General features: G+C 54.8%; 5 protein-coding genes. All 5 read right to left on the bottom strand.

Annotated elements, in window-relative coordinates; genetic code table 11:
- Positions 1–113: 113 nt before the first annotated feature.
- A complete protein-coding gene (locus IFO66_RS13330) occupies positions 114–1,847 on the bottom strand; it encodes an ABC transporter ATP-binding protein (RefSeq protein WP_192025610.1) in 1,734 nt (577 codons plus the stop codon).
- The gene (locus tag IFO66_RS13335) at positions 1,844–3,670 is read right to left on the bottom strand and encodes an ABC transporter ATP-binding protein (RefSeq protein ID WP_192025611.1); all 1,827 of its coding nucleotides are present in this window, start codon (positions 3,668–3,670) and stop codon (positions 1,844–1,846) included. Before IFO66_RS13335 ends, IFO66_RS13330 begins: the two co-directional genes overlap by 4 nt.
- A complete protein-coding gene (locus IFO66_RS13340) occupies positions 3,660–6,914 on the bottom strand; it encodes a non-ribosomal peptide synthetase (protein ID WP_192025612.1) in 3,255 nt (1,084 codons plus the stop codon). Before IFO66_RS13340 ends, IFO66_RS13335 begins: the two co-directional genes overlap by 11 nt.
- A 154-nt stretch (positions 6,915–7,068) precedes the next feature.
- On the bottom strand, positions 7,069–22,083 hold the full coding sequence (locus IFO66_RS24465; protein ID WP_192025613.1) for a non-ribosomal peptide synthetase: 15,015 nt from the start codon (positions 22,081–22,083) through the stop codon (positions 7,069–7,071).
- A gap of 700 nt (positions 22,084–22,783) precedes the next feature.
- Complete coding sequence (gene ectB, locus IFO66_RS13350) at positions 22,784–24,067, bottom strand: diaminobutyrate--2-oxoglutarate transaminase (RefSeq protein WP_192025614.1); 1,284 nt, start codon at positions 24,065–24,067, stop codon at positions 22,784–22,786.
- Positions 24,068–24,137 lie beyond the last annotated feature (70 nt).

The raw sequence follows: 24,137 nt of genomic DNA on the forward strand, positions 1-24,137 counted from the left end.
CCCCTTTTTCGTGTCTACGTTCTCTGGTAACTACCGGTTATAAAGTCATGCCTTGGATAACCAAAAGACTCTGTCGCATTCGCAAGCAGGAAGCCGCCCGCCGTAAAGCGGGGCTAGCCGTACAGCCGAGCGTAATAACCCCCGAGCGCCAGCAGGTCCTGATGGCGGCCACGCTCAACGACCGTTCCTTGGTTCATAACGGTAATCAAATCCGCATGTTCTACGGTGCTGAGACGGTGGGCGATCAGAATAGTGGTGCGCCCCTTCATCAATACGTTCAGGGCCTGCTGTACCCAATGCTGGGATTCGTTATCCAACGCGGAAGTCGCTTCGTCCAGCAGCAAAATCGGGGCGTTCTTGAGAATCGCCCGGGCGATCGCAATTCGCTGCCTTTGTCCGCCCGACAACGACGTTCCTCTCTCTCCCACCGGCGTTTTATACTGTTCAGGAAGTTCTTGAATGAAATGGTGAGCATACGCTGCTTTGGCAGCTTCGATCACTTCTTCATCCGTTGCATCGGGGTTGCCATAGCGGATGTTTTCCTCAATCGTGCCGGTAAATAAGAACGGCTCCTGCGGAACGTATGCAATCTGCCTACGGATTTCGTCCAGCGTGTAATGGCCAAATGGTTTGCCTTGAAGCAGGATTTCTCCGCTGTCCACTGGATAAAAGCCGAGCAGCAGCTTAATCAGCGTACTTTTACCGCTGCCGCTGGCCCCCACGATAGCGGCAACCTGGCCAGGAAACACCTGCATCGACATGTCGACAAGCACCTTTTTATCCGCCTGATAGGAAAATTCCACATCGCGAAACTCCACCGCAGCCTCCGACACGAGCTCGCTGTAAGGTGAACCTAAACTCTCCGGTTCCTCTTCCCCTCTTAGTACCTCTTGAATCCGATGCGCACCCGCGAGCGAATTTTGGGTCATAGACAGAACCATCCCCAAGTTCAACAAGGCGTGCGTCAGATTCACTTGCAGAACTGCCAAGGCAGCGACGCTTCCCATTCCCATCAGTCCGTAGGCATAAAGAAGACTGCCGATGACGATGATGCCGCAGAAAGTGACGTAGCTGATAAAATGGTTCACCGCAGCCTGCATGCCGTTTTTCTGCGCGGTTTGCCGAAGCGTCTGCGTCATTTGTTCGTTCAACGCCTCGTACTGGCCGTAAATCGTGCGGATGCGGAACAGCTTCACAATTTGAATGCCACCCATAAAATCTTTGAACTTTTCGGTCATTTTACCGAGCGTCTGCAAGCCTTGTTCGGACAAAGCGCGAATATCCCGCGCAAATTTTAAGCTAACAACAGAGGACAGCAGCAGAATGACGAAGGATACGCCGGCAAACCGCCAATCGATCAACACCATAGAGAAAATGGAGCCGATGCAAAAGACAACTTGAAGCAGCAAAACGAAGTAAACCTGCGAGAATGTAAACTCAACGGTCGTTACGTCATTGTTCACCCTCGACAGCAAGTCCCCATGGTGCGTCTGCTCCAGGAATCTTGGCCGCACCCGGCACAGCTTTTCATAAAGACGTTTGCGGATATTCAGCACAGTCAGCTCGACACTGCGCTGGTATAAGTAAATGAACCAGGGAGAAATCACATTTTCCAAGAACAGGGCCACGCCCAAAATAATAAAGGCTTCCACCATCAGGGACGTATCACGGGACACGGCGAAATCAACCAAGTTATGTACGACCAAACTGAAGGCGATCAGGAACAATGTCTGTGTGAGCGCCGTCACAGCAAGGCCAATGGCGTACTGGGTTTTGAGCTTGCGGTTCATAAACGTCAGCAAGTAGCCGAGTTCTTTCACTTGCGAGAGCCAGCCGTCCTTTTTCATGTGTACGACACCTCCCTGCGTTCGGCAGACTCGGTAAATTCCTGGTAGTACGACTGGGAGTACAACCCCTTCATCTCCAGCAATTGTTCATGAGTGCCCTTTTCCACCATATTTCCTTGTTCCATGACCCAAATTTCGTCGGCGTTTTGTACGGTAGAAAGCCGGTGGGCAATAACTATCGTCGTTCTCTGCTTCATTAAGACGTTGAGCGCTTCCTGAACCGCGCTTTCCGACTCCGGATCAAGAGCCGACGTTGGCTCGTCCAGCAGCAGTACGGGAGCATCCTTCAGAAATGCCCGGGCCATTGCAATGCGCTGGCGCTGCCCGCCGGATAAGAAGCCTCCGCGCTCTCCGACATACGTCTGGTAACCGTCAGGAAGCTGCATAATGAAGGAATGCGCCTGAGCGGCTTTGGCGGCTTCCATAATTTCGTCCATCGACGCTTCTTCCCGCCCGTAGCCGATATTTTCGGCGATCGTACCGCTAAACAAATATGAATCCTGGGTTACCACGGAAAAATGAGACCGAAGCTGCTCCGGATCGGCACCATGGATCAGGCTGCCAAACACACGGATCTTCCCCTGATCCTCCTGAAGCGGATAAAAGCCGCATATAAGCTTAAACACCGTGCTCTTCCCTCCGCCGCTCGCCCCGACAAGCGCGATCGTCTTCCCTTCCGGCACTGCGAAGCTAACATTACGTAGAATTGGGGAGCTCTCCTCATACCCGAAGGTTACATTCTGAAACTCAATGGGGGCGGCGTTCCCCTTCGGAAGTGAACGGCCATTTTCCGTTTCGATCGGCTGCTCTACGATTTCAGAGACCCTTCTCAGGGCACCAGCCATTTCGAACGTCCGCGTGATGAGCTCTGGAATATGCTCCAGCGGCTCCAAACACAGATTCAGCAAGTACAGGAAGGCGACCAGTTCCCCCGCGGCTAGTTGCCCGTTATAGATCAAATAGCTTCCGTAACTAAGGGCAAAAATGATCGGGCTGATCATCAGCGTGGAAAGCAGCGGGTTGACCCAGGCTTCCCGCTTTTTCACGGCCAGCTTTTTTTGAGCCGTTAATTGCAGCAGCACTTGGTAGGAGCGAGATAACATGCCGGATAGCAGGTAGCTTTTTACAATCGGCATACCCCCAAGCGTATCCTGGAGGTTGATGTTCATTCGGCCCATGTTAGCTTGGGCTTCCTCCGTCAACCGCTCCAATTGCTTGCCAATCCATTGGGAAATCAGCAGCGCTACAGGAAATAACAGCAGGCTGTATAGCATCAACTCCCATTGGAGGTATATTAAATAAGCGAAACAGCCAATGAACAATAGCGGATGATAAAACCACTGGGCAAGGTCCCGAATCATAAACTGCTGGATGAGCTGCAGGTCGTTGTTGATCCGCGACAACATGTCACCAGAGTGTTGCTTTTCCAAATAGGAGACCGGGAGTTTGCCGATATGACGCATGACATGGTTGCGAATATCCTGCACCGCAGAGGCACTGCTTCGCTCCACGCCGAAGCTCATGAAAAACTTCGCCGGCACTCCGATCAAGATGACCACAAAGACCGTGTAAACGATCTGGAAAGCGATTGGTCCCGCCCCCTTCTCGGCCTGAGTGGTCAACTGCTCAATCAAACTCCCCGTCCATATCTCAATAACAGCGGCAGCAATTGCGGACAAGGTACCGACGATCATCCAGCCTTTGTGACGGCTTACATAGGACATCAGCCAGCAGAACGCTTTCCAGGTCGCGTAAGCGGTTTGACGCTTGGAAGCCGCCGCTGTGCCGTGCTCTTGAACAGACGGCTGCCGGTCAGCTTCCATGCAGCACCCCAGCCTCCGATTCAATCTGCCGCTTGACTTGCTCTAAAATGTTCCGGATGACAGTGGCCGTTTCGTCCACGCGCGCGAGTTCCAGCAATTCCTCGTGCGCGCCCTCCAGCCGGTAATCGGCGTAAGCTTGCATCGTTGCACCCCGCCAGGATGGCAATTGGTGCTCCGTGCGGAACGCTTCGCTGTCCTTCGCAATCAGTTCGTAAATCCGGGCCGAGATCGTACCGGAATTAATAAGCTGAGCTTCGTACACCAAGGTCGCTTTGACCTTCCGATGAACACGATCCCGCACGAGCGGGTTACTCATTAATTCCTTCTCTTCTTCATCGAAATCGGCAAGCGTTTCTTCAAGCTCTTTCTCCGTCGTTTCGGAAGGCGTCAGCGCGTCCTTAATCCACGAGTCCACCATAAGCATGTCCGTTACGGGATACCCTCTTTTCTCCATCGTTTTGGCTACCTCGAATGCTAGATTGCCTCCGAAGCAGTAGCCAAGCAGCACGTAAGGTCCCTCCGGCTGAATGCGGACAATCTCGTCCACATAACGGTTCAACATTGCCTCGTAATCGGTGGCATCGTCGATAAAATCAATGCCGTAGAGCACGAACTGGCCGTCGAGCCTGCTTGCGAGCTCTCGGTAACCGACGCCGAAGCCGCTGCCCGGAGGGAAGCAGAACACGCTCAGATCCCCTGCTTTATTCAGCTTAATGAAGGAATCTCCCCCTTTATCCAGGCCCAGATTCCCCTCTCCGAAAGCCATAGCTTCAACGGTTACATGATGGAATTGGCGGTTCAGTGGTATCTCAATGCCCGTTTCATCGTAAACGGCTTGAACAAGCCTCATCAGACTTAACGAATTGCCACCCAATTCAAAAAAGTTATCCTTTACGCCCACCTGGGGAACACCAAGCGTATCCCGCCAGACGCGGGCGATTTTCATTTCGAGCAGCGTTCTCGGCGCGACATATTCCGCTCCTCCGACCGCGGCTTCCTCCGGCGCGGGCAGCGCTTTGCGATCGATTTTCCCGTTCGGGGTTAGCGGCATCCGCGAAAGCTGAACAAAATGCGCAGGAATCATATAATTCGGCAATTTTTGCGCCAGCGCGCTTCTCAGCTCGCCCAGCGTTAGCGGGTGAACCGCGACCAGGTAAGCGCACAATTCTTGTCCGCTTTTGCCTTCCCGCGCAATTACGATCGTCTCCTGCACGGAATCAATCTTCAGAAGCTGCTCTTCAATCTCGCCTATCTCGATCCGGATTCCACGGATCTTCACCTGGTGGTCGATCCGGCCCAAGTACTCGATATTTCCGTCCGGTAGCCAGCGGGCGAGATCTCCCGTCCGGTAAAGGCGTTCTCCCGGTGCGAACGGATGTTCCACGAACTTCTCTGCCGTCAGCTCCGGATGGTTAAGGTAACCTCTCGCAAGCCCCACACCTGCCACGCACAGCTCGCCGTCCACTCCCGGAGGCACAAGCTGCAGGTGGGCATCTAAAATAAAAATCCGGTGATTGGCCAGCGGGCGCCCGATTGGTATGACTTTGCGCTCCGGCTGCTCCTCTTCCGCATCCCAAAGCGTCGTAACAATCGAAGCTTCGGTAGGGCCGTAAGCATTGAAATAGTGGACCTTCGATTTCCACTGCTGCACGAATTCGGCCGATACTGCCGAGCCTCCCGTTACAAGCTTCTTTAAGCTGGGAAGGCGGTCCGGGTTCAAATAAGCACTGTACGTTGGAGGCAAAATCGCCGCCGTAATCGCATTCTCGTTCATGTAACGCTCGAACAGGCGGTTGTCGAGAATCGTCTCGGCCGTCGGGATGTACAAAGCAGCGCCAAAATAGAACGCTTTGAACATTTCCCAGCAGGATGCGTCGAACGACAGGCTCGCGAATTGAACAATCCGGTCATGCTCCGTGATGCCCAGTCTGTCCGCGAACATCAGTTTCAAGCTGACCAAACCGCGATGCTCCAGCATGGCCCCTTTGGGTTTGCCCGTCGTACCTGACGTATAGATGACATACGCCAGGTTATTCGGACCGCTGACCGGCTCCAAGTTCGAGCCATCGTCGGTGTAGGCCTGCTCGTCATTCAGTGCCAACACTGTCCCTTCGAAAGGCACCTGCTGCAGACGCTCCCTGTGAGTCAGCAGCAGGTGCGCGCCCGAATCCTCGATCATGAAGCGGATACGCTCTTCCGGGTAGTCGGGATCGACAGGCACGAAGGCTCCGCCCGCTTTGAGAATCGCCAGAATGCCGACGACCATATCGAGCGAGCGTTCGGCCAGAATCGCTACTAGTTGATCTGCTTCTACGCCCCTCTCCCGCAACGTCCGCGCAAGGCGGTTGGATCGCTCGTTCAGCTCGCGGTAGGTCAACTGCTGCTCGTTCATGACGACTGCCACATTGTCCGGGTAAAGCTCCGCCTGTTCTTCGAACAAGCCGTAAATTGTTTTCCCCCGCTCGAACTCAGTTTCCGTGTCATTAAATCGCTTCAGCAGCGTCTCTCTCTCGTCTGGGGACAACATATCGACTTGTCCGAGCCCCAGATCCGACTGAAATAAAAGCACGGACAGCAGCCGAACAAGATGGTCGGCCGCCTGTTCCACAAATGCCCGCTCGTACCGCTGCCCGTCAAAGCTTATTTCCAGCTCGATGGAGTTATTTTGACGGTCGAAGCGAAAAACCGTATCGGCCGCAATCCGGGTACCCAACGGTCCCAGATGAATTGGTGCAAAGGATACGACAGTGTTGACGACCGGGAGTCCGTCTCCCGTATAGTCCAGATGGAGCGGCTCCACCATTTTCCGAAAAGGCAGGTGCTGATGCTCCAATGCCTCTCCAATAGAGGCTTTGATGCCCCCAAGTAGCGTTTTCAGCGTAGTCTCGCGGCTTACGGACGTTTTGATCACCAAGATGTCATGCGGCGGCGGCGTCCCGTCAGGGTCTGTGCTATAGGAAGGCATGCCGACCATTACTTGGCCCCGCCCAGTATATTTGAACAAAAGACCCTTTACTCCTGCCAAAACAATCATGTACAAAGCCAAATCCGAACCGTTGGCAAGACCAATAATTCTCTCCGAGAGTTCGCTCGGCAGAGTACGATGAAGTAAGCCCGGCTCGGCCGCAGCTTCCTCGTCGGTGGATAATTTGGAGGTTTGACTGTAGGGAAGGAAGCTCAGGCTGTCATCGTCGTCAAACTTGCCGCTCCAGTAGCGTTCTTCCTTTTCAAACAAAGATTTCATTTGTATCTCCCCTAAAAATGAAATGAGTGCATGCCCTGGCGCAGGTCCGAAAACACTTGTTTTCGGCCTGCGCGTCTAAGGGCTTAGACGTTGTTAGCCATCTTCCTTGAGATGCGCACCGCTTTCGCATAACGGCGGAGGCGCACTTGTAGAATTAGAACGCAAATTCGATCGTATCGACGGCACTCTTTGCGCCTACCTCCGGTTTATGACATTGAATCTGGCTGAGCTCGAGTTGTGGATTTTCCGCAATTTGAGACAGTATTCTCAGGTAATCCTCGGTTAAGTTGCGGATCATCGATTCTTTGAACAGCTTGGCGGCGTAGAAGAAGCCCCCGCTCAGCGCCCCGTTGTTTTCATACATAAACAGCGTCAGATCGAACTTCGCTTCTTCCAAATGGTCAAGCTCGTAATTGTTCAGGCCGACTCCTTCCAACTCGGCGTCTCGTTCTTCGATATTTTGCAAGTCGAAAACGGCATCGAACAGCGGGAAGCGACCCGACTCTCGCTTCACATTCAAACGCTCCACAAGTTCCTCCAACGGATAATCCTGGTTCTCAAAAGCCCCCAAAGCCGTCTCCTTCACTTCTTCTAGGTAGGATAAGAACGTTTTGTCGCCCGACGGACGATTGCGCATCGCCAGCGTATTGACAAACATCCCGATTACCGATTCCAAATCGGCGTTCCTCCTTCCCGCCACCGGGGTGCCCACGACCACGTCCTCCTGCCCGCTGTACTTGGACAACAGCACGGTATAAGCCGCAACAAGCACCATGAATAGCGTGCTTTCACGCTCTGCCGCCAATTCGCGCAGCCGTACAGAGAGAGAAGCTTCGACATCGAACTCCAGATGCGCACCTTCGTAGCTGCGAGTCGTAGACCGTTCGTAGTCTATCGGCAGGTCCGCTGTCGGCAGCTCACCTTCGAAGGTTTGCAGCCAGTACGCTTCCTGTATCCCGATCCGCTCTTGATAGGCCTTCGACTGCTGCCAAACGGCATAATCCTTATATTGAATACGCAGTGGCGGCAATACTTCCCCGGCGTAGAGACTCGTGAACTCATCGATCACAATCGCCATCGATACACCGTCGGACACGATATGGTGCATGTCGAAAAGGAGGATATACAGGTTCGGCTCCAGCTCGATGACCCCAGCCCGCAGCAGCGGCGGCTTGCCGAGATCAAACGGACGAATGAAACTGCGGACGATCTGCTCAATTTGAGCTGCATCCTCTTTATCCGCTTGATAATGCTCCATAGCAAAATCGACCTGCGAGTAAATCCGCTGAACTACTTCGCCCTTCACGATTTCAAAACCGGTGCGCAGCGATTCATGCCGTGTTATCAATTTCCACAAGGCGGCTTCCAACTGGTCTAAATCAAACTTGCCTTCCACCTGTACCAGCTCCGGCATGTTGTAAAGCTGGTCTGCCCCATCCAACGTGTGCTGAATGAACAGCCGTTTCTGCGCGGAGGACAAAGGATAGTACTCTCTCTCCTCCGCTTGAGGAATGGCCTCATACTCCCGCCGTTCCATCCGGGCGATCACCTCGGCCATCGCCGCAATCGTAGAGTGACGAAATACGTCGCGCAGCGGCAGGTTGACGTTTAATTCCTTAAACACCTTGCTGACCAGCGTCGTTGCCCGCAGGGAGTGGCCGCCGATGTCGAAGAAGTTGTCGTAAACGCCAATCTCCTTCGCAAGTCCGAGCACCTCCTGCCAAATCACCGCCAGCTTCGTTTCCAGCTCATTGCGTGGTGCAACGTACTCCGTTCCGCTTCCTGCTTCCCCTTCCGGCGCTGGCAGCGCCTTCCGGTCAATCTTTCCGTTCGGCGTCAGAGGCAGGCGCTCCATCCCAACGAAGTACGACGGGATCATGTAGCCCGGCAGCTCTTGCGCCAGCGCGCTGCGCAAATCGTTCACCGCCAACTCCGCTCCGGTATTCAGCGTGTAATACGCACATAGCGTCTTCTGCCCGTCCGCGTCACTTCGAACCAGCACCACCGCTTCGCGCACACCTTCCACCCGCAGCAGTTGCGACTCGATTTCGCCCGTCTCGATCCGGTAGCCCCGGATTTTCGCCTGGTTGTCGATTCGGCCGATGAAGTCCACGTTGCCGTCTTCCATCCACCGCGCCAAGTCTCCCGTGCGGTACAGCCGCTCGCCCGCGGCGAACGGACTGTCTACGAACTTCTCTTCTGTCAGCTCCGGATGGTTCAAGTATCCACGTGCTACTCCTACTCCGCCGATAACCAGCTCGCCCAGCACCCCGACCGGTACCGGATTCAGATGCGCGTCCACGATGTAGAATTTCGCATTCAGCCACGCTTTGCCGATTGGCACATTGCCTGTCTGCGGCAGCTTCGCCAGCGGCTCATCATAGAAGCTTGAGTCGATCGCCGCTTCCGTCACGCCGTATGCGTTGATAATTCGGAACAACGAGCCGAAGCGTTCCTGCAAGGTTCTGTAATCCGCCACACTGCAGCTGTCCGAGCTCGTGATCAACAGCTCCATCCCGCTCATATCCAGCCGCTGCTCGTGCACGTACTCCATGAACGGCACAATCAGCGCCGGCGTCGATTCGAAGATGGTGACCCGCTCCCGCTCTATCCAGTGGTGCAGACGAGACGGATCAATCCGTTCGTCCTTCGGCACAATCACCATCGTGCCTCCGTTGTATAGCGTCCGCGCGATATCTCCTACGAACACGTCGAACGAGAAGCTTGCGAGCTGCAACAGCCGCACTGGGAACTGATCCAACCGGTACTCCCGCCGGTAGCCCGCCGCCGTGTTCACCAAGCTGCGGTGCTCAATCATTACGCCTTTCGGCTTGCCTGTCGTTCCCGACGTGTAAATCACGTACGCCAGATCCTCCGGACGGGCTTCATGGAAGCTGTCGGTGCCAACATGCTGATGATGATGACTCTCATCGCCGTCGTCCACAGCATCCGTCAGCTTGCCGAAGACCATATCGGAGATTTTGCCGTTGACAACCGACGCATTCACCCGCTCCTCGCTGTACGACGCTTCGTCGTCCAGGTACAGCACCGACGCCAGAGCCAGCCCCTCTTCACCGAACCAGGCTTCAGCACGCTCTCGCAGCGCCGATTGTGTCAGCAGCACCTTCGCTCCGCTGTCTTCCAGCATGAACCGCACGCGGTCTGCCGGGTAATCCGGGTCGAGGGGCACATACGCCCCGCCCGCTTTCCAAACGGCCAGCACGGCTACCAGCAAGTCCACCGAACGCTCGGCAAGAATGCCGACAATCGTCTCCCGGCCAATACCGCTTGTGCGCAGCGTAGCCGCCAAGCGGTTCGCCCGCTCGTTCAGCTCCGCATACGTCAGCCGGTCGTTCTCGTACATGACGGCCTCAGCTTCCGGCGTGCACTCCACCTGTTCCTCGAACAGCCGGTGGAATGCAACCGCAGGAGCCGCTTCTGGCTGCGCCGGGTTAAACGCGCCGAGAATTTGCTCTTTTTCCTCTTCCGTCAGCAAGTTCAGCTCGGCGATCTTCGCATCCGGACGGCTTACGATCGTTACGAGCAGCTGCTCGTAATGCTTCGCCAACCGTTCGATCGTCTCCCTTTTGTAGAGAGCCGTCGCATATTCGAAGCTGTAATCCAAGCCGCCGTTCTCCTCGCCAACATCCAAGCTGATATCAAACTTCGCGGTATCCAATGCACTCGGATAAGGAATCAGGCGAAGCCCTTCCAGCTCAAATTCCTCATTCTCCGTATTCTGCATCGTAAACAGCGTGTCGAAGAGCGGATTGCGGCTGAAATCACGGGTGACTTGCACCTTTTCCACCAATTCTTCGAACGGATAGTTTTGATGCTCGAAGGCGTGGAGGGTCGTCTCTTTGACTTCTTTCAGGTATGACAGGAATGTCTTCTCCGAAGCCGGATAACTGCGGATAGCCAGCGTGTTTAGGAAAATCCCGATTAACGGCTGCACATCTCCATGATTCCTTCCCGCAATCGGCGTACCGACAATCACGTCTTCCTGACCTGAATATTTGTGAAGAAGGACGTTATACGCCGCAAGCAGCACCATAAACAGTGTTGTGCCGGTTTCCGAGACCAACTGCTTCAGACCTTCGGTTTTCGAAGCATCGAAGAAAAACTCCAGCGTTTGGCCCTCGTAGCTCTGCACGGCCGGACGCGGATAGTCGGTCGGCATTTCCAGCACCGGAAGCTCGCCTTGGAACATATCCAGCCAGTACGCCTCCTGACGCTGAAGCCTTTCCTTCTGCTCCTGCGAATGCTGCCAAACGGTGTAGTCTTTGTACTGAATGCGCAAAGGCTCCAATTGCTCGCCACCGTACAAGCGGACGAATTCTTCAACAAAGATTTCCATCGAGACGCCGTCGGAAATAATATGATGCATGTCGTACATTAGAATATGGCGTTCAGGAGCTAGCTCGACAAGGCCTACCCTCAGCAGTGCAGGCTTCGCCAAGTCAAACGGACGGACAAACAAGCGAACCGTCTCTTCAGCCTCTTGCTCATCAGCTCGATAGAACTCCACGGTAAACTTCACGTCCTGGTAAATCCGCTGCGATGCTTCGCCATCCACCATTTCAAATCCAGTGCGCAACATTTCATGACGCGCCACAAGCTTACGGAACGATTCTTCGAACTTTGCCTGGTCCAAAGCACCCTCCAGCAGCATCGCTTCCGGCATGTTGTAGCTAAGCTCCGCGCCTTCCAATTGATTCAAGATATAGAGTCGTTTTTGCGCAAAAGATTGCGGATACACCTCTCGGTCATCTGCCACCGGAATGGCAACAAATGTTTGCTCATCCAGCCGGGAAATGGCCGCCGCCATACTCTCTATAGTGGAATGGCGGAACACGTCGCGCAGCGGCAGATCCACGTTAAGCTCTTTATGAATTTTGCTGACCAGTGTCGTCGCCCGCAGGGAGTGGCCGCCGATGTCGAAGAAGTTGTCGTGAACGCCAATCTCCTTCGCAAGCCCGAGCACCTCCTGCCAAATCACCGTCAGCTTCATTTCCAGCTCATTTCGCGGTGCGACATACTCGGTTCCGCTTCCTGCTTCCCCTTCCGGCGCTGGCAGCGCCTTCCGGTCAATCTTTCCGTTCGGCGTCAGAGGCAGGCGCTCCATCTCAACGAAGTACGACGGGATCATGTAACCCGGCAGCTCCTGCGCCAGCGCGCTGCGCAAATCATTCAACGGCAGCTCCGCTCCGGTATTCGACGTGTAATACGCGCATAGCGCCTTCTGCCCGTCCGCGTCACTTCGAACCAGCACCACCGCTTCGCGCACACCTTCCACCCGCAGCAGCTGCGACTCGATCTCACCCGTCTCGATCCGGTAGCCCCGGATTTTCGCCTGGTTGTCGATTCGGCCGATGAAGTCCACGTTGCCGTCTTCCATCCACCGCGCCATGTCTCCCGTGCGGTACAGCCGCTCGCCCGCCGCGAACGGATTATCTACGAACTTCTCTTCTGTAAGCTCCGGACGGTTCAAGTACCCCCGCGCTACCCCGACTCCGCCGATAACTAGCTCGCCCAGCACCCCGACCGGTACCGGATTCAGATGCGCGTCCACGATGTAAAATTTCGCATTCAGCCACGCTTTGCCGATCGGCACACTGCCTGTCTGTGGCAGCTTCGCCAGCGGCTCATCGTAAAAGCTTGAATCGATCGCTGCTTCCGTCACGCCGTATGCATTGATAATGCGGAACAACGAGCCAAAGCGTTCCTGTAAGGTTCTGTAATCCGCCACACTGCAGCTGTCCGAACTCGTGATCAACAGCTCCATCCCGCTCATATCTAGCCGTTGCTCGTACACGTACTCCATGAACGGCACAATCAGAGCCGGCGTTGATTCAAAGATGGTGACCCGCTCCCGCTCTATCCAGTGGTGCAGACGAGACGGATCAATTCGGTCGTCCTTCGGCACAATTACCATCGTGCCTCCGTTGTACAACGTCCGCGCGATATCTCCTACGAACACGTCGAACGAGTAGCTTGCGAGCTGCAACAGCCGCACCGGGAAATGATCCAACCGATATTCCCGCTGGTAGCCCGCCGCCGTGTTCACCAGACTGCGGTGCTCGATCATCACGCCCTTCGGCTTGCCTGTCGTTCCCGACGTGTAAATAACGTACGCCAGATCCTCCGGACGGGCTTCATGGAAGCTGTCGGTGCCAACATGCTGATGACTCTCATCGCCGTCATCCACAGCATCCGTCAGCTTGCCGAAGAGCATATCGGAGATTTTGCCGTTGACAACCGACGCATTCGCCCGCTCCTCGCTGTACGACGCTTCGTCGTCCAGGTACAGCACCGCCGCCAGCGCCAGCCCCTCTTCACCGAACCAGGCTTCAGCCCGTTCTTGCAGCGCCGTTTGTGTCAGCAGCACCTTCGCTCCGCTGTCTTCCAGCATGAACCGCACGCGGTCTGCCGGGTAATCCGGGTCGAGCGGCACATACGCCCCGCCCGCTTTCCAGACGGCCAGCACGGCTACCAACAAGTCCACCGAACGCTCGGCAAGAATGCCGACGATCGTCTCCCGGCCAATACCGCTTGTGCGCAGCGTAGCCGCCAAGCGGTTCGCCCGCTCGTTCAGCTCCGCATACGTCAGCCTGTCATTCTCGTACACGACAGCCGCCTCTTCCGGCTTACGCTCTGCCTGTTCCTCGAACAGTCGGTGGAACGCCACCGCAGGAGCCGCTTCTGGCTGCTCCGGGTTAAACGCGCCGAGAATTTGCTCTTTTTCCTCTGCCGTCAGCAAGTTCAGCTCGGCAATCTTCGCATCCGGACGGCTTACAATCGCAGTAAGCAGATTTCCAAAATGAGTCGACAACCGCCGGATCGTGCTTTCTTTATAAAGAGCCGTTGCGAATTCAAAATTGCACTCCAGGCCGCCGTTTTCTTCCGTAACATCTACACTCAGGTCGAACTTGGCCGTGCCGTATTCGCTAGGGTACGGGGACAATTTCAGCCCTTCCAGCTCAAACTCTTTATCCTCCAAGTTTTGCAGGGAGAACATCGTGTCAAATAACGGGTTGCGGCTCAAATCCCGACTGACCTGCACGTTATCGACGAGCTCTTCGAACGGATAATTCTGATGCTCGTAAGCGCCTAAAGTCGTTTCTTTCACTTCTTCCAGATACGACAGGAAGGTCTTCTCCGAAGCCGGATAATTGCGGAGCGCCAGCGTATTGACAAACATTCCAATCAAAGGCTGCGTGTCTCCGTGCGTTCTGCCCGCAATCGACGTTCCGACGATCAAATCGTCCTGACCTGTGTATTTATGCAAAAGCACGGTATATGCCGCAAGCAGCACCATATACAGCGTCGTTCCTCTTTGAGCGGCTAGTTGCTTTAAGCCTTCATTCGTTGCCTCGTCCACAAAGGACGTCAGCGTTTGTCCCTCAAAGCTCTGCACAGCAGGACGCGGATAGTCCGTCGGCATTTCCAGAACCGGCAGCTCGCCCCGGTAACGGTCCAGCCAGTAGGCTTCCTCGCGTTTCAACTGCATTTTTTGCTCGTCCGACTGCTGCCATACCGCATAGTCCTTATATTGAATGCGCAAAGGCTCTAATGACTCGCCGCCGTACAGACGAACGAGTTCCTCGACAAACACGTCCATCGAAACCCCATCGGAAACGATATGGTGCATGTCGAACATCAGCAAATAACGTTCGGCTGCCAGCTCTAAGAGCTCCGCCCGCAGCAGCGGAGGCTTCGCCAAATCGAAAGACCGGATGAAGGCCTGCACGACTTCAGGCGCTTCTTCCTCGCTCGCACGACGGTACTCAACTGCAAAGTCAACGCTCTCGTAAATGCGCTGTACTGCTTCGCCTTGTACGAACTCAAAGCCGGTACGCAGCGTTTCGTGCCGTGCGATTAGTCCGCGGAAAGCCTCCTCCAGCAGGCTTCGGTCAATCGATCCTTCCAACAGCAGCACGCCCGGCATGTTGTAGCTCTGATCGGCCCCTTCCAGCTGATTCAGTATAAATAGCCGTTTCTGAGCTGAGGAAAGCGGATAATATGCCCTTGCGTCTGCCAGCGGAATCGACGAGAACGACTGCTCTCCGATCCGGGAGATGGCGAGAGCCATCTCTTCGATCGTGGAGTAGCGGAATACGTCGCGCAGAGGCAGCTCGACGTTCAACTCCTGATGCACCTTACTCACCAGTGTCGTCGCCCGCAGGGAATGGCCACCCAGATCGAAGAAGTTTTCATGAACGCCAATGTGTACCAGTCCGAGTACACTTTTCCAAATTTCGGCCAAGCTGGCTTCCAGCGGAGTCCGAGGAGGAGTACGTCCTTCACCCGGCTGCAAGCTCTCCTCCGGCGCCGGAAGGGATCGACGGTCGACCTTGCCGTTCGTCGTCAGCGGGAGCCTCTCCAACTGGATCAGATACGCAGGTATCATATAGGCCGGAAGTTCCTGGGAAAGCACGCTCTTCAGCTCGACCGCCGGAAACTCGCGGTCCGCTTCATAATAAGCGCAAAGCTGCTTCTCGCCGGATGCGTTTTCCCTCGCGAATACCGTCGTTTTCCGAATTCCTTCCACTTTCTGAAGCTGAGCTTCGATCTCGCCCAGCTCAATGCGGAAACCGCGGATTTTTACTTGGTCGTCCGTTCGTCCCACGTATTCAATGGTGCCATCCGGTAGCCATTTCGCCAAATCCCCCGTCCGGTACATGCGCTCTCCCAGCACAAACGGATTATCCACAAATTTCTCCGCCGTCAGCTCCGGCCGGTTATTGTAGCCCCGTACCAAGCCTTCTCCGCCGATGCAAAGCTCCCCCGCCACGCCGATCGGCAGCAGCTTATTCCGGCTGTCAACGATATACACCGTCGTATTGCTAATCGGCCGTCCGATGGGTACGGTAACTGCCGACTCATCGACGAAGTCAACCGGAAGGTAAGTGGTATAAACCGTGCTTTCCGACGGGCCATACAGATGGTTGAGCCTGCCCGGTCCGATATGGGCGAGCGCTTTACGCACATGGCCGACCGACACGCGCTCTCCTCCGAACAAAATCGCCCGGACATCCTGCAGGCAGTTGACGTTTACATCTACAAGGATGTTGAAGAAAGCCGTCGTAATCAGCATGACTGAGATGCGCTCGCGCTGGATGAGATCCGCCAGACGACCGATTTCCAGCAAAGTCTCGCGGGGAACCAGCACCAACCGCGCTCCGTTGGTCAAAGCGCCAAAAATATCGAAAATCGCTCCGTCGAACGAATAGCTCGAAAGCTGGAGGACATGATCCCGCTCAGTGATGTCGATATAATTCGTATTTCGCACAATCCGCACGATGTTGCGGTGCGAGACAAGGTTGCCTTTCGGCTTGCCCGTCGTGCCTGACGTATAGATGATGCAGGCCAAATCTGTCGCTTCATTGCCTGGATTTAGATTTGTGCCGTCCTCGTGATAGGAGGACTCATCATCCAGTAAGATCACAGAGTCCGAACCCGCCAGGCGGTCGCGCAAGCGGCTTTGCGCCAGCATGACCTGCGCTCCCGAATCCTCGATCAAGAAACGGATACGCTCCTCGGGATATTCCGGGTCAATCGGTACGTAAGCCGCTCCGGCTTTGTGTGCCGCCAGCATGCCTACCACCATTTCGATGGAACGCTCAGCCATAATGGCGACCAGACGGCCTTTGGATATCCCGTAGCTACGCAAGGTACGGGCAAGGCGGTTGACACGTTCGTTCAGCTCGCGGTAGGTCAGCTCTTGCTCATTCAAGGAAATGGCGGCTGCATTAGGGATGCGCTCCGCCTGCTCTTCAAACAATTGAATGAGCGTCTTCCCACGTGGGAATTCCGTGGTGGTGTCGTTAAAGCTTCCAAGAAGGTCGGCCTTTTCCACCTCCGTCACAAGTTCCAGCTCGCCCACTGTAATTTCCGGGTTACCCGTCACCTGCTCCAGCAGATGGACGAGATGCCCCTTGAGTAGCTCGATACTCGGTTTATCGAACACTTCGGCGTTAAAGTCGAACCGAACTTCGATCTCGACTCCTGGTACCACGGTCACGTTGAAGTTATAGTTTGTCTGCTCCTCCATCTGAACGTCGGCGATCGTCAGGTCGCCGTGCTGATGGTCGCCCGCCTGCTCCATCTGCTCGTCCACCGGATAGTTCTCGAAAGCGATGATATGGTTGATCAGGTTCTGCTTTTGCACACTGCGGGCTTGAATTTCATACAGCGGATAGTAATCATAACGTCCGGACTCCAACGCCCGCTCTTGAAGCTTCGCCATCAGGTCGGCGAACACGGTGTCCCCTTCACTCGTGACGCGAACCGGCACCGTATTGATAAACAGCCCAATCATGGACTCGATGCCCGGGATTTCCGCCGGTCTTCCAGCCACGACGCTGCCGAATACGACATCGTTTGTTCCGTTATACTTTTGCAGCATCACACCCCAAGCAGCTTGCAACAGCGTATTAACCGTAACCAGGCGCTCTTTCGCCACCCGGTCCATCCGCTCGCTCAAGTCCTTGCCCAGCTCGACAGTGACGTGATCAGCTGTAAATCTGCCGTTCGGCGCCGGTTCATTTTGCCCGAGGATTACGGTTTGCCCTTCATAACCTGCCAGGAATGTCGTCCAATAGCCGGATGCCGCCTGATCGTCCTGTTTCTCCAACCATTCGATATAGGCACCATAATCCGATCCCTTATCACCAACTGGCTGCTTGTCGGATCCCAAGGCCGTATACGTCTCAAACAACTCTTGTGTCAGCTGCGGTAGGCACCAGCCGTCCATCAAAATATGCTGGAAACTCCACAGCACATGATAGCTTTGCTCTTCGGTGCGCAGGATCGTAACCCGAACGAGCGCGTCATATTCCATGTCGAAGCCGCGAAGCTTGTCATCCTCGGCCTTTTTATCCAAATACGCTTGTTTCTCGTCCACTTGCAAATGAAGTAGTTCTTCATATTCAAAGCCGACCGGCTTGTCGCGGTATATGATTTGCAACGGATCGCCCGCCGGTCCTTTCACAAAATTCGCCCGTAGCACCAGATGACGTTTCGAAAGCTCTATCCAGCTCCTCTTGAAAAGCTGGACGTCGAGCGATCCCCGCATCGTGAACCGCGTCTGCTCGAAGTAAGCTGCCGTTTGTCGGTCAAGCGCGCTGTGGAACCACATGCCCTTCTGCATCGGCGTAAGGGAGTAAATATTTTCGATTTCCCCGAGATCGCCCGAGCGCTGGGCGATTTGCTCCAATTCCGCGATGGTCAGTCCTTTAAATTGCACGTCGCTCGGTGTCAATTCGGTGTTTTCTTTGCCTGCGCAGTGGGTAATAAGCTCTCGAAGACTTTGCTCAAGCCGCACGGCGAAGTCTTCCATTGTTTCTTTGCGATACTGCTTCCGGCTGTAGCTGAGATCTAGCGATAAAGCGCCGTCCAGCACCATACCGTTGATATCCAGCACAAAGCTGCGGGCCTGCCGGTTGCTGGCCGGGCTGCCGCTGGAATAAGAAGATATGCCGATCTCGTCCTGATTGACATCATCGTCGAACTGGCCGAGGTAGTTAAAATTAATTTCCGGCTCTGCGCCCCAAACAAAGCAATTCTCCGATTTAGAGAGATAGCGGCATACGCCGTAACCAAGCCCCTTGTTCGGAATGCGGCGCAAGCTTTCCTTTACCTGTTTAATCTGATAGGCCAAATCCCGGTCGGTTTCCGGCTCCAGGACGACCGGAAACTTGGTCGTAAACCAGCCGACTGTGCGCGTGATGTCGATATCCGTTCCGATCGATTCGCGTCCATGTCCTTCGAGATTGATCCGCACCCGTTCATGTCCCGTCCACTTGCGAACGGCTATGCCGAGCGCCGTTAGCAAAATATCGTTCATTTCGGTGTTGTAGGCCCGGTGAACCCGCTTCAGCAGCAGCTCCGTTTCTTCGGGAGTCAAACGGACGAACAGCGATTCGCTGTCCTCCTGCGTTGTAATGTCCGTATCCAGATCCTTCGGCACGGCCGGAACCTCAATTTGCTCCACCGCCTGCCAATAGGCCCGTTCCTGCGCCATCTCAGGGCTTTGCGCATAAGTGGCCAGCTGCTCGGACCAAGTACGATACGCATCCGTTTTCGCTGGGAAACGAATTTCCTCGCTTTTGCCAGCCTGCTCGTAGCCCAGAGCGAAATCCTCCATCAAAATGCGCCAAGACACGCCGTCTACCACGGCATGATGAACCGCAATCAGCAAATGATCACCGTCCGCGCACCGGAACAGTCCCGCCTTCACGAGGGGCCCGTTCTCCAGATCGATGCCCGCTTGAATATCCGTTGCCTTCGCTTCCACAGCCTGTGCGGTATTCTCCGCATCCTTGAAGTCGAACACGCCCAGCGTGAACAGCTCGCCTTCCTGAATCGCGCGGGTTCGTGCGCTAAACCCTTGTTCCGTCTTGCGGAACACCATCCGCAAGGCGTCATGATGCTCGGCCAGCTTTTGCAGCACCTGACGAACCATCTCTTCGTCGAAGCGTTCTTTCCGGTACAGCATCACCGACTGGTTGAAATAATGCGGGTCCGCAAAGGAGCTCTCGAAAAACCAATGCTGAATCGGTGTCAGCGCCGTTTCACCCGTTATTTCGCCTTGATCGATGGTACGTCCGATCGCTTTCACATGCAGACTCAGCTGTGAAATAGTCGGATATTTGAACAAATCCCTTATTTCCAGCTTATAACCGGCTTGATGAAGCCGCGAAGATACTTGAATGAACTTGATCGAGTCTCCACCCAGTTCGAAGAAATGATCCGTTACCCCAACGCGATCGGCGTTCAATACCGCCTGCCACACATCGGCAAGCACCCGCTCGGCTTCATTGCGGGGAGCTACATACGCGCCGCCAGACAGCGCATTTCCTTCCGGAGCGGGCAAAGCTTTGCGGTCGATTTTGTCGTTCGGCGTGAGCGGCATCCGCGGAAGCTGAACAAAATGCGCCGGAATCATGTAATTCGGCAATTTTTGTGCCAGCGCGCTTCTCAGCTCGCCTAGCGTAAGCGGGCCGCCCGCTACTAGGTAAGCGCACAGTTCTTGCCCGCTTTTGCCTTCCCGCGCGATTACGATCGTCTCCTGCACAGAATCGATCTTCAGAAGTTGCTCCTCAATCTCACCGATCTCAATCCGGAATCCACGGATTTTCACCTGATGGTCGATCCGGCCCAAGTACTCGATATTTCCGTCCGGTAGCCAGCGGGCAAGATCTCCCGTCCGGTAAAGGCGTTCTCCCGGTGCGAACGGATGCTCCACGAACTTCTCTGCCGTCAGCTCCGGTTGGTTCAGGTAACCTCTCGCAAGCCCCACGCCTGCTACACACAGCTCGCCGTCCACTCCCCGAGGCACAAGCTGAAGGTTGGCGTCCAAAATGAAAATCCGGTGATTGGCCAGCGGCCGCCCGATCGGAATGACCCTGTGCTCCGGCTGCTCCTCATCCGCATCCCAAAGCGTTGTAACAATTGAAGCTTCGGTAGGACCGTAAGCATTGAAATAGCGAACCTTTGGTTTCCACTGCTGTACGAATTCGGCCGATACCGCCGAGCCACCCGTTACAAGCTTCTTTAAGCTGGGAAGGCGGTCCGGGTTCAAATAAGCGCTGTACGTCGGAGGAAAAATCGCCGCCGTGATCGCATGCTCGTTCATATAACTCTCGAACAGGCGGTTGTCGAGAATCGTCTCGGCCGTAGGGATGTACAAAGCTGCGCCAAAATAGAGCGCTTTGAACACCTCCCAGCAGGACGCGTCGAATGATAGACTGGCAAATTGAACGATTCGGTCATGCTCCGTGATGCCCATCCTGTCCGCAAACATTAGCTTCAAGCTGACCAAACCGCGATGCTCCAGCATGACCCCTTTGGGATTGCCCGTCGTACCTGACGTATAGATGACATAAGCCAAATCGTTCGGACCGCTGGCCGGTTCTAGGTTTGAGCTATCGTCGCTGTAGGCCTGCTCGTCATCCAGCGCCATCACGGTCCCTTCGAACGGCACCTGCTGCAGTAGCTCCCTTTGAGTCAGCAGCAACTGCGCGTTCGAGTTCTCCAGAATGTAGCGGATGCGTTCTTTTGGGTATTCCGGATCGATCGGCACGTAGGCACCGCCAGCTTTCAGAACCGCCAGAATGCCAACGACCGTCTCCAGCGATCTCCTGACCATCAAGCCTACCAGCTGATTAGGCAGCACGCCGACCGATCGCAGCGTCCACGCCAGCCGGTTCGCCCGTTCGTTCAACTCTGCGTACGAGAGCCGCCGCCCCTCAAAGACAACCGCTGTCGCTTGGGGCACCCGTTTTGCCTGTTCCTCCACGAGTTGATGAATCGTCCGATCACGGGGATAGTCATTCTCGGTATCGTTAAAGCTTTGCAGCAATTGAAACTTCTCTTCCTCCGAGAGCATGTCCACCCGCACGATGTCCAACTCCAACTCGTGAAGCCCCACGGTCAGCAGGCGATTCAGATGGCTGACGACCCGAGTCATGAACTCGGGGTCATATAAGTGCTCGTTATATGATAGCGCTAGCTGTATCGTCCCGCCGATTAAGCTGAATGTAAAGGAACAATCCGTGAGCACGTTTTGCCCGATTTCATCTAGATGTAGCTCCTTAAGAGATACTAGCGTATGGACGACGGGTATCCCGTCTGCATATTGCAGGTCCAGCTTCTCCGTCATTTTCAAGAACGGAATATGTTGATGCTGAATCGCTTCTAGCAAGGAAGTCCTCAGCTCGTTCAGAAGTGTTTTAAAAGTCGCACCCGCCGAAAGCGAGTTTTTCAATATGACGGTATGATTAACGGATCGGCGCGTCTCCGTCGCTTTCCGTACAGCCGGCATGCCGACCAAAATGTCAGCAGCGCCTGTATATTTATGCAAGAGCGACTGAACACCGGCGAGCAAAATCATAAAAGTGGCCAACGGAGCTCCCTTACTCATTTGAAGGACGCGCTGCGCCGCTTCCTCCGAAAGCGAACCGCCGATGGTTGTCATGATGGGCGCCATAGAGCTTGGAGCTTTACTGTAAGGCAGCCGCGTCAAGGTATAATCTTCGCCACCGAATTTTTCGTTCCAAAACAACGTTTCTTTTTCAAAAGCCACCTGGATCGTTCCCCTCTCTTTATCGGTAAAAGCAATCCGGCGGAGCATATGCCGAAGCAAAGCTCCAGCCTTTTCAAACATGTGATAACAATGTCAATGGCTTTCGCCAGATCACCGCTTCATTTGCTCAGGTGATCGTATGCGGCTCCTCTGCCTAGCAACGATCCCGCTCGACTCTCATGCGTGAAAGACAACAAAGAGCATCGTTCTGCGAAGAGATGCGGCTGCTTCCAGCTCCTCTGTTTCAATATGCTTGCTGCGGATGAGCCGCCCGAAGACGGGCTTTGGTTAAACATTGGGTTCGGAATTAGATGTGGGGGTGTGGACAAGAGATGTTCCTTCCATCGATGTAAGGATTGCTGTAGGGTTCCAGCCAGCAGGAAGTCGGCCGCACCTTCGGATTCGGCACCGGAGCTGCATTTGTCGAAGCTTATGTAGTAGGGGTATCGATACACTCTATGTACGATTTGTGTATTCCCCCGCAGCTCTGGTGTGGATAAGTAAAAATCGGGCTGCGGGGCAGTGAGCTTTTCCTAATGATTAGATGTGAAGATTAGATGTGAAGTTCGTGCTGAAATGAGGCTCAAAGAACGCTCCGTATGGCATGAGCGGAACAGCCCTTGGATTGGCGGTGTATTCTATGCTGCCTGACGCTACCCAAGGCAACATGGGGAGAAAATCTTCCAACGGGTTGAAGACGTTATCTTAACAGCAGGGCGTCAAGGTCCTTGGAAGGTACTGTTTTTTCCTCTTGCCGGGTTGGCCAACGGCGTGGCCGAGCTTAGGTCGTTACCAGTAAATCCTGTGTCTCCTGAGAGATCACCTGCTGCATACTGGACTTGATAATGTCGCAGCCGGCGGCCAGATGCTCCATCGAGACAGTTAGCGGAGGCATGATCTTCAGGACGAGGTCTCCTCTGCCAGCTCTTTCAATGATGAGCCCGTTCTCGAAGCTGATCTCCGTCATCCGCTTCGCCCCGGCTTCATCCGTGAATCCCGAGACGTCAATGCCCCAGATCAGGCCTAGTCCGCGAATGGCGATGGACGGATGCAGAGGCTTGATTTCTTTGTCAAGGAATGAGCGTACAAACTCTTCCTTCTGCTTCACTTGTGCTTCCAGATCGGCTTTGTCTCGGAACTCTAGAGCGGCCTTGGCTGCCACAAAAGCGAGCTGGTTGCCGCGGAAGGTGCCGTTGTGCTCGCCTGGTGTCCAAAGATCCAGTTCGGGCTTCAGCAGCAGCAAGGACATTGGCAAGCCGTACCCACCGATCGACTTCGACAAGGTAATGAGATCCGGCTCGATCCCCGCACGTTCGAAGGAGAAGAATTCGCCTGTCCGACCGCAGCCGACTTGAATCTCGTCGGTAATGAGCAGGATATCGTGCCTGCGGCAAAGCTGCTGCAGCTCGCGCAGCCACTGCGCGTCGACGACGTGAATTCCTCCTTCGGCTTGTACCGTTTCAAGTAGGATAGCAGCCGGCTTGTCGATTCCGGAGTGCGAATCAGTCAGGATATTCTCGATGTAGCCGAGCGTATCCATTTCTGCGAAAGCCCCACTCGGGTGCGGTATGAAGGTAACTCCGCCAAGAGGAAGCCCCGCTCCTTCCCGCATGGACTTGGAGCTTGTCGTCGACAGGCTGCCGAGCGACATGCCGTGGAAGCCACCCATGAATGCGAATATCCCGGTTCTCTTCTTCGCCTTGCGTGCAATTTTCAGCGCCGCTTCCACCGCGTTCGTCCCCGTCGGACCGCAGAATTGAAGCTTGTAATTCAGCTTCTTTGGCTCCAAGATCCGCTCCGAGAAGCTCTGGATGAATTCGCGCTTGGCCGTTGTATACATATCCAGACCGTGCATAATCCGGTCGGAGGTCAAGTAGTCGAGAACCCGCTCCTTGATATAATCGTTGTTATGACCGTAATTCAGTGCCCCGGCACCTGCAAAAAAATCAATATAGGCTCTTCCGTCCTCAGAATATAACAGGTCCCCTTTGGCCCGGTCAAACACCACCGGAAAGCTTCTGCAGTAAGATCTTACGTTGGATTCCAGCTTTTCAAAAATGCTCACGTGCTTCATCCTCCATCGGAATTAGGATAAGGTTGACTTCAACCTTTCTGAACCTTCTGACGTCATGGAG

The sequence above is a fragment of the Paenibacillus arenosi genome, from assembly GCF_014841135.1.
Classification (GTDB): Bacteria; Bacillota; Bacilli; order Paenibacillales; family Paenibacillaceae; genus Paenibacillus_B; species Paenibacillus_B arenosi.

What these genes read in the sequence shown, in the direction of transcription:
- IFO66_RS13340 (WP_192025612.1), bottom strand. Translation starts at nt 6,914, where the DNA reads ATGAAATCTTTGTTTGAAAAGGAAGAACGCTACTGGAGCGGCAAGTTT.
- IFO66_RS24465 (WP_192025613.1), bottom strand. Translation starts at nt 22,083, where the DNA reads ATGTTTGAAAAGGCTGGAGCTTTGCTTCGGCATATGCTCCGCCGGATT.
- IFO66_RS13330 (WP_192025610.1), bottom strand. Translation starts at nt 1,847, where the DNA reads ATGAAAAAGGACGGCTGGCTCTCGCAAGTGAAAGAACTCGGCTACTTG.
- IFO66_RS13335 (WP_192025611.1), bottom strand. Translation starts at nt 3,670, where the DNA reads ATGGAAGCTGACCGGCAGCCGTCTGTTCAAGAGCACGGCACAGCGGCG.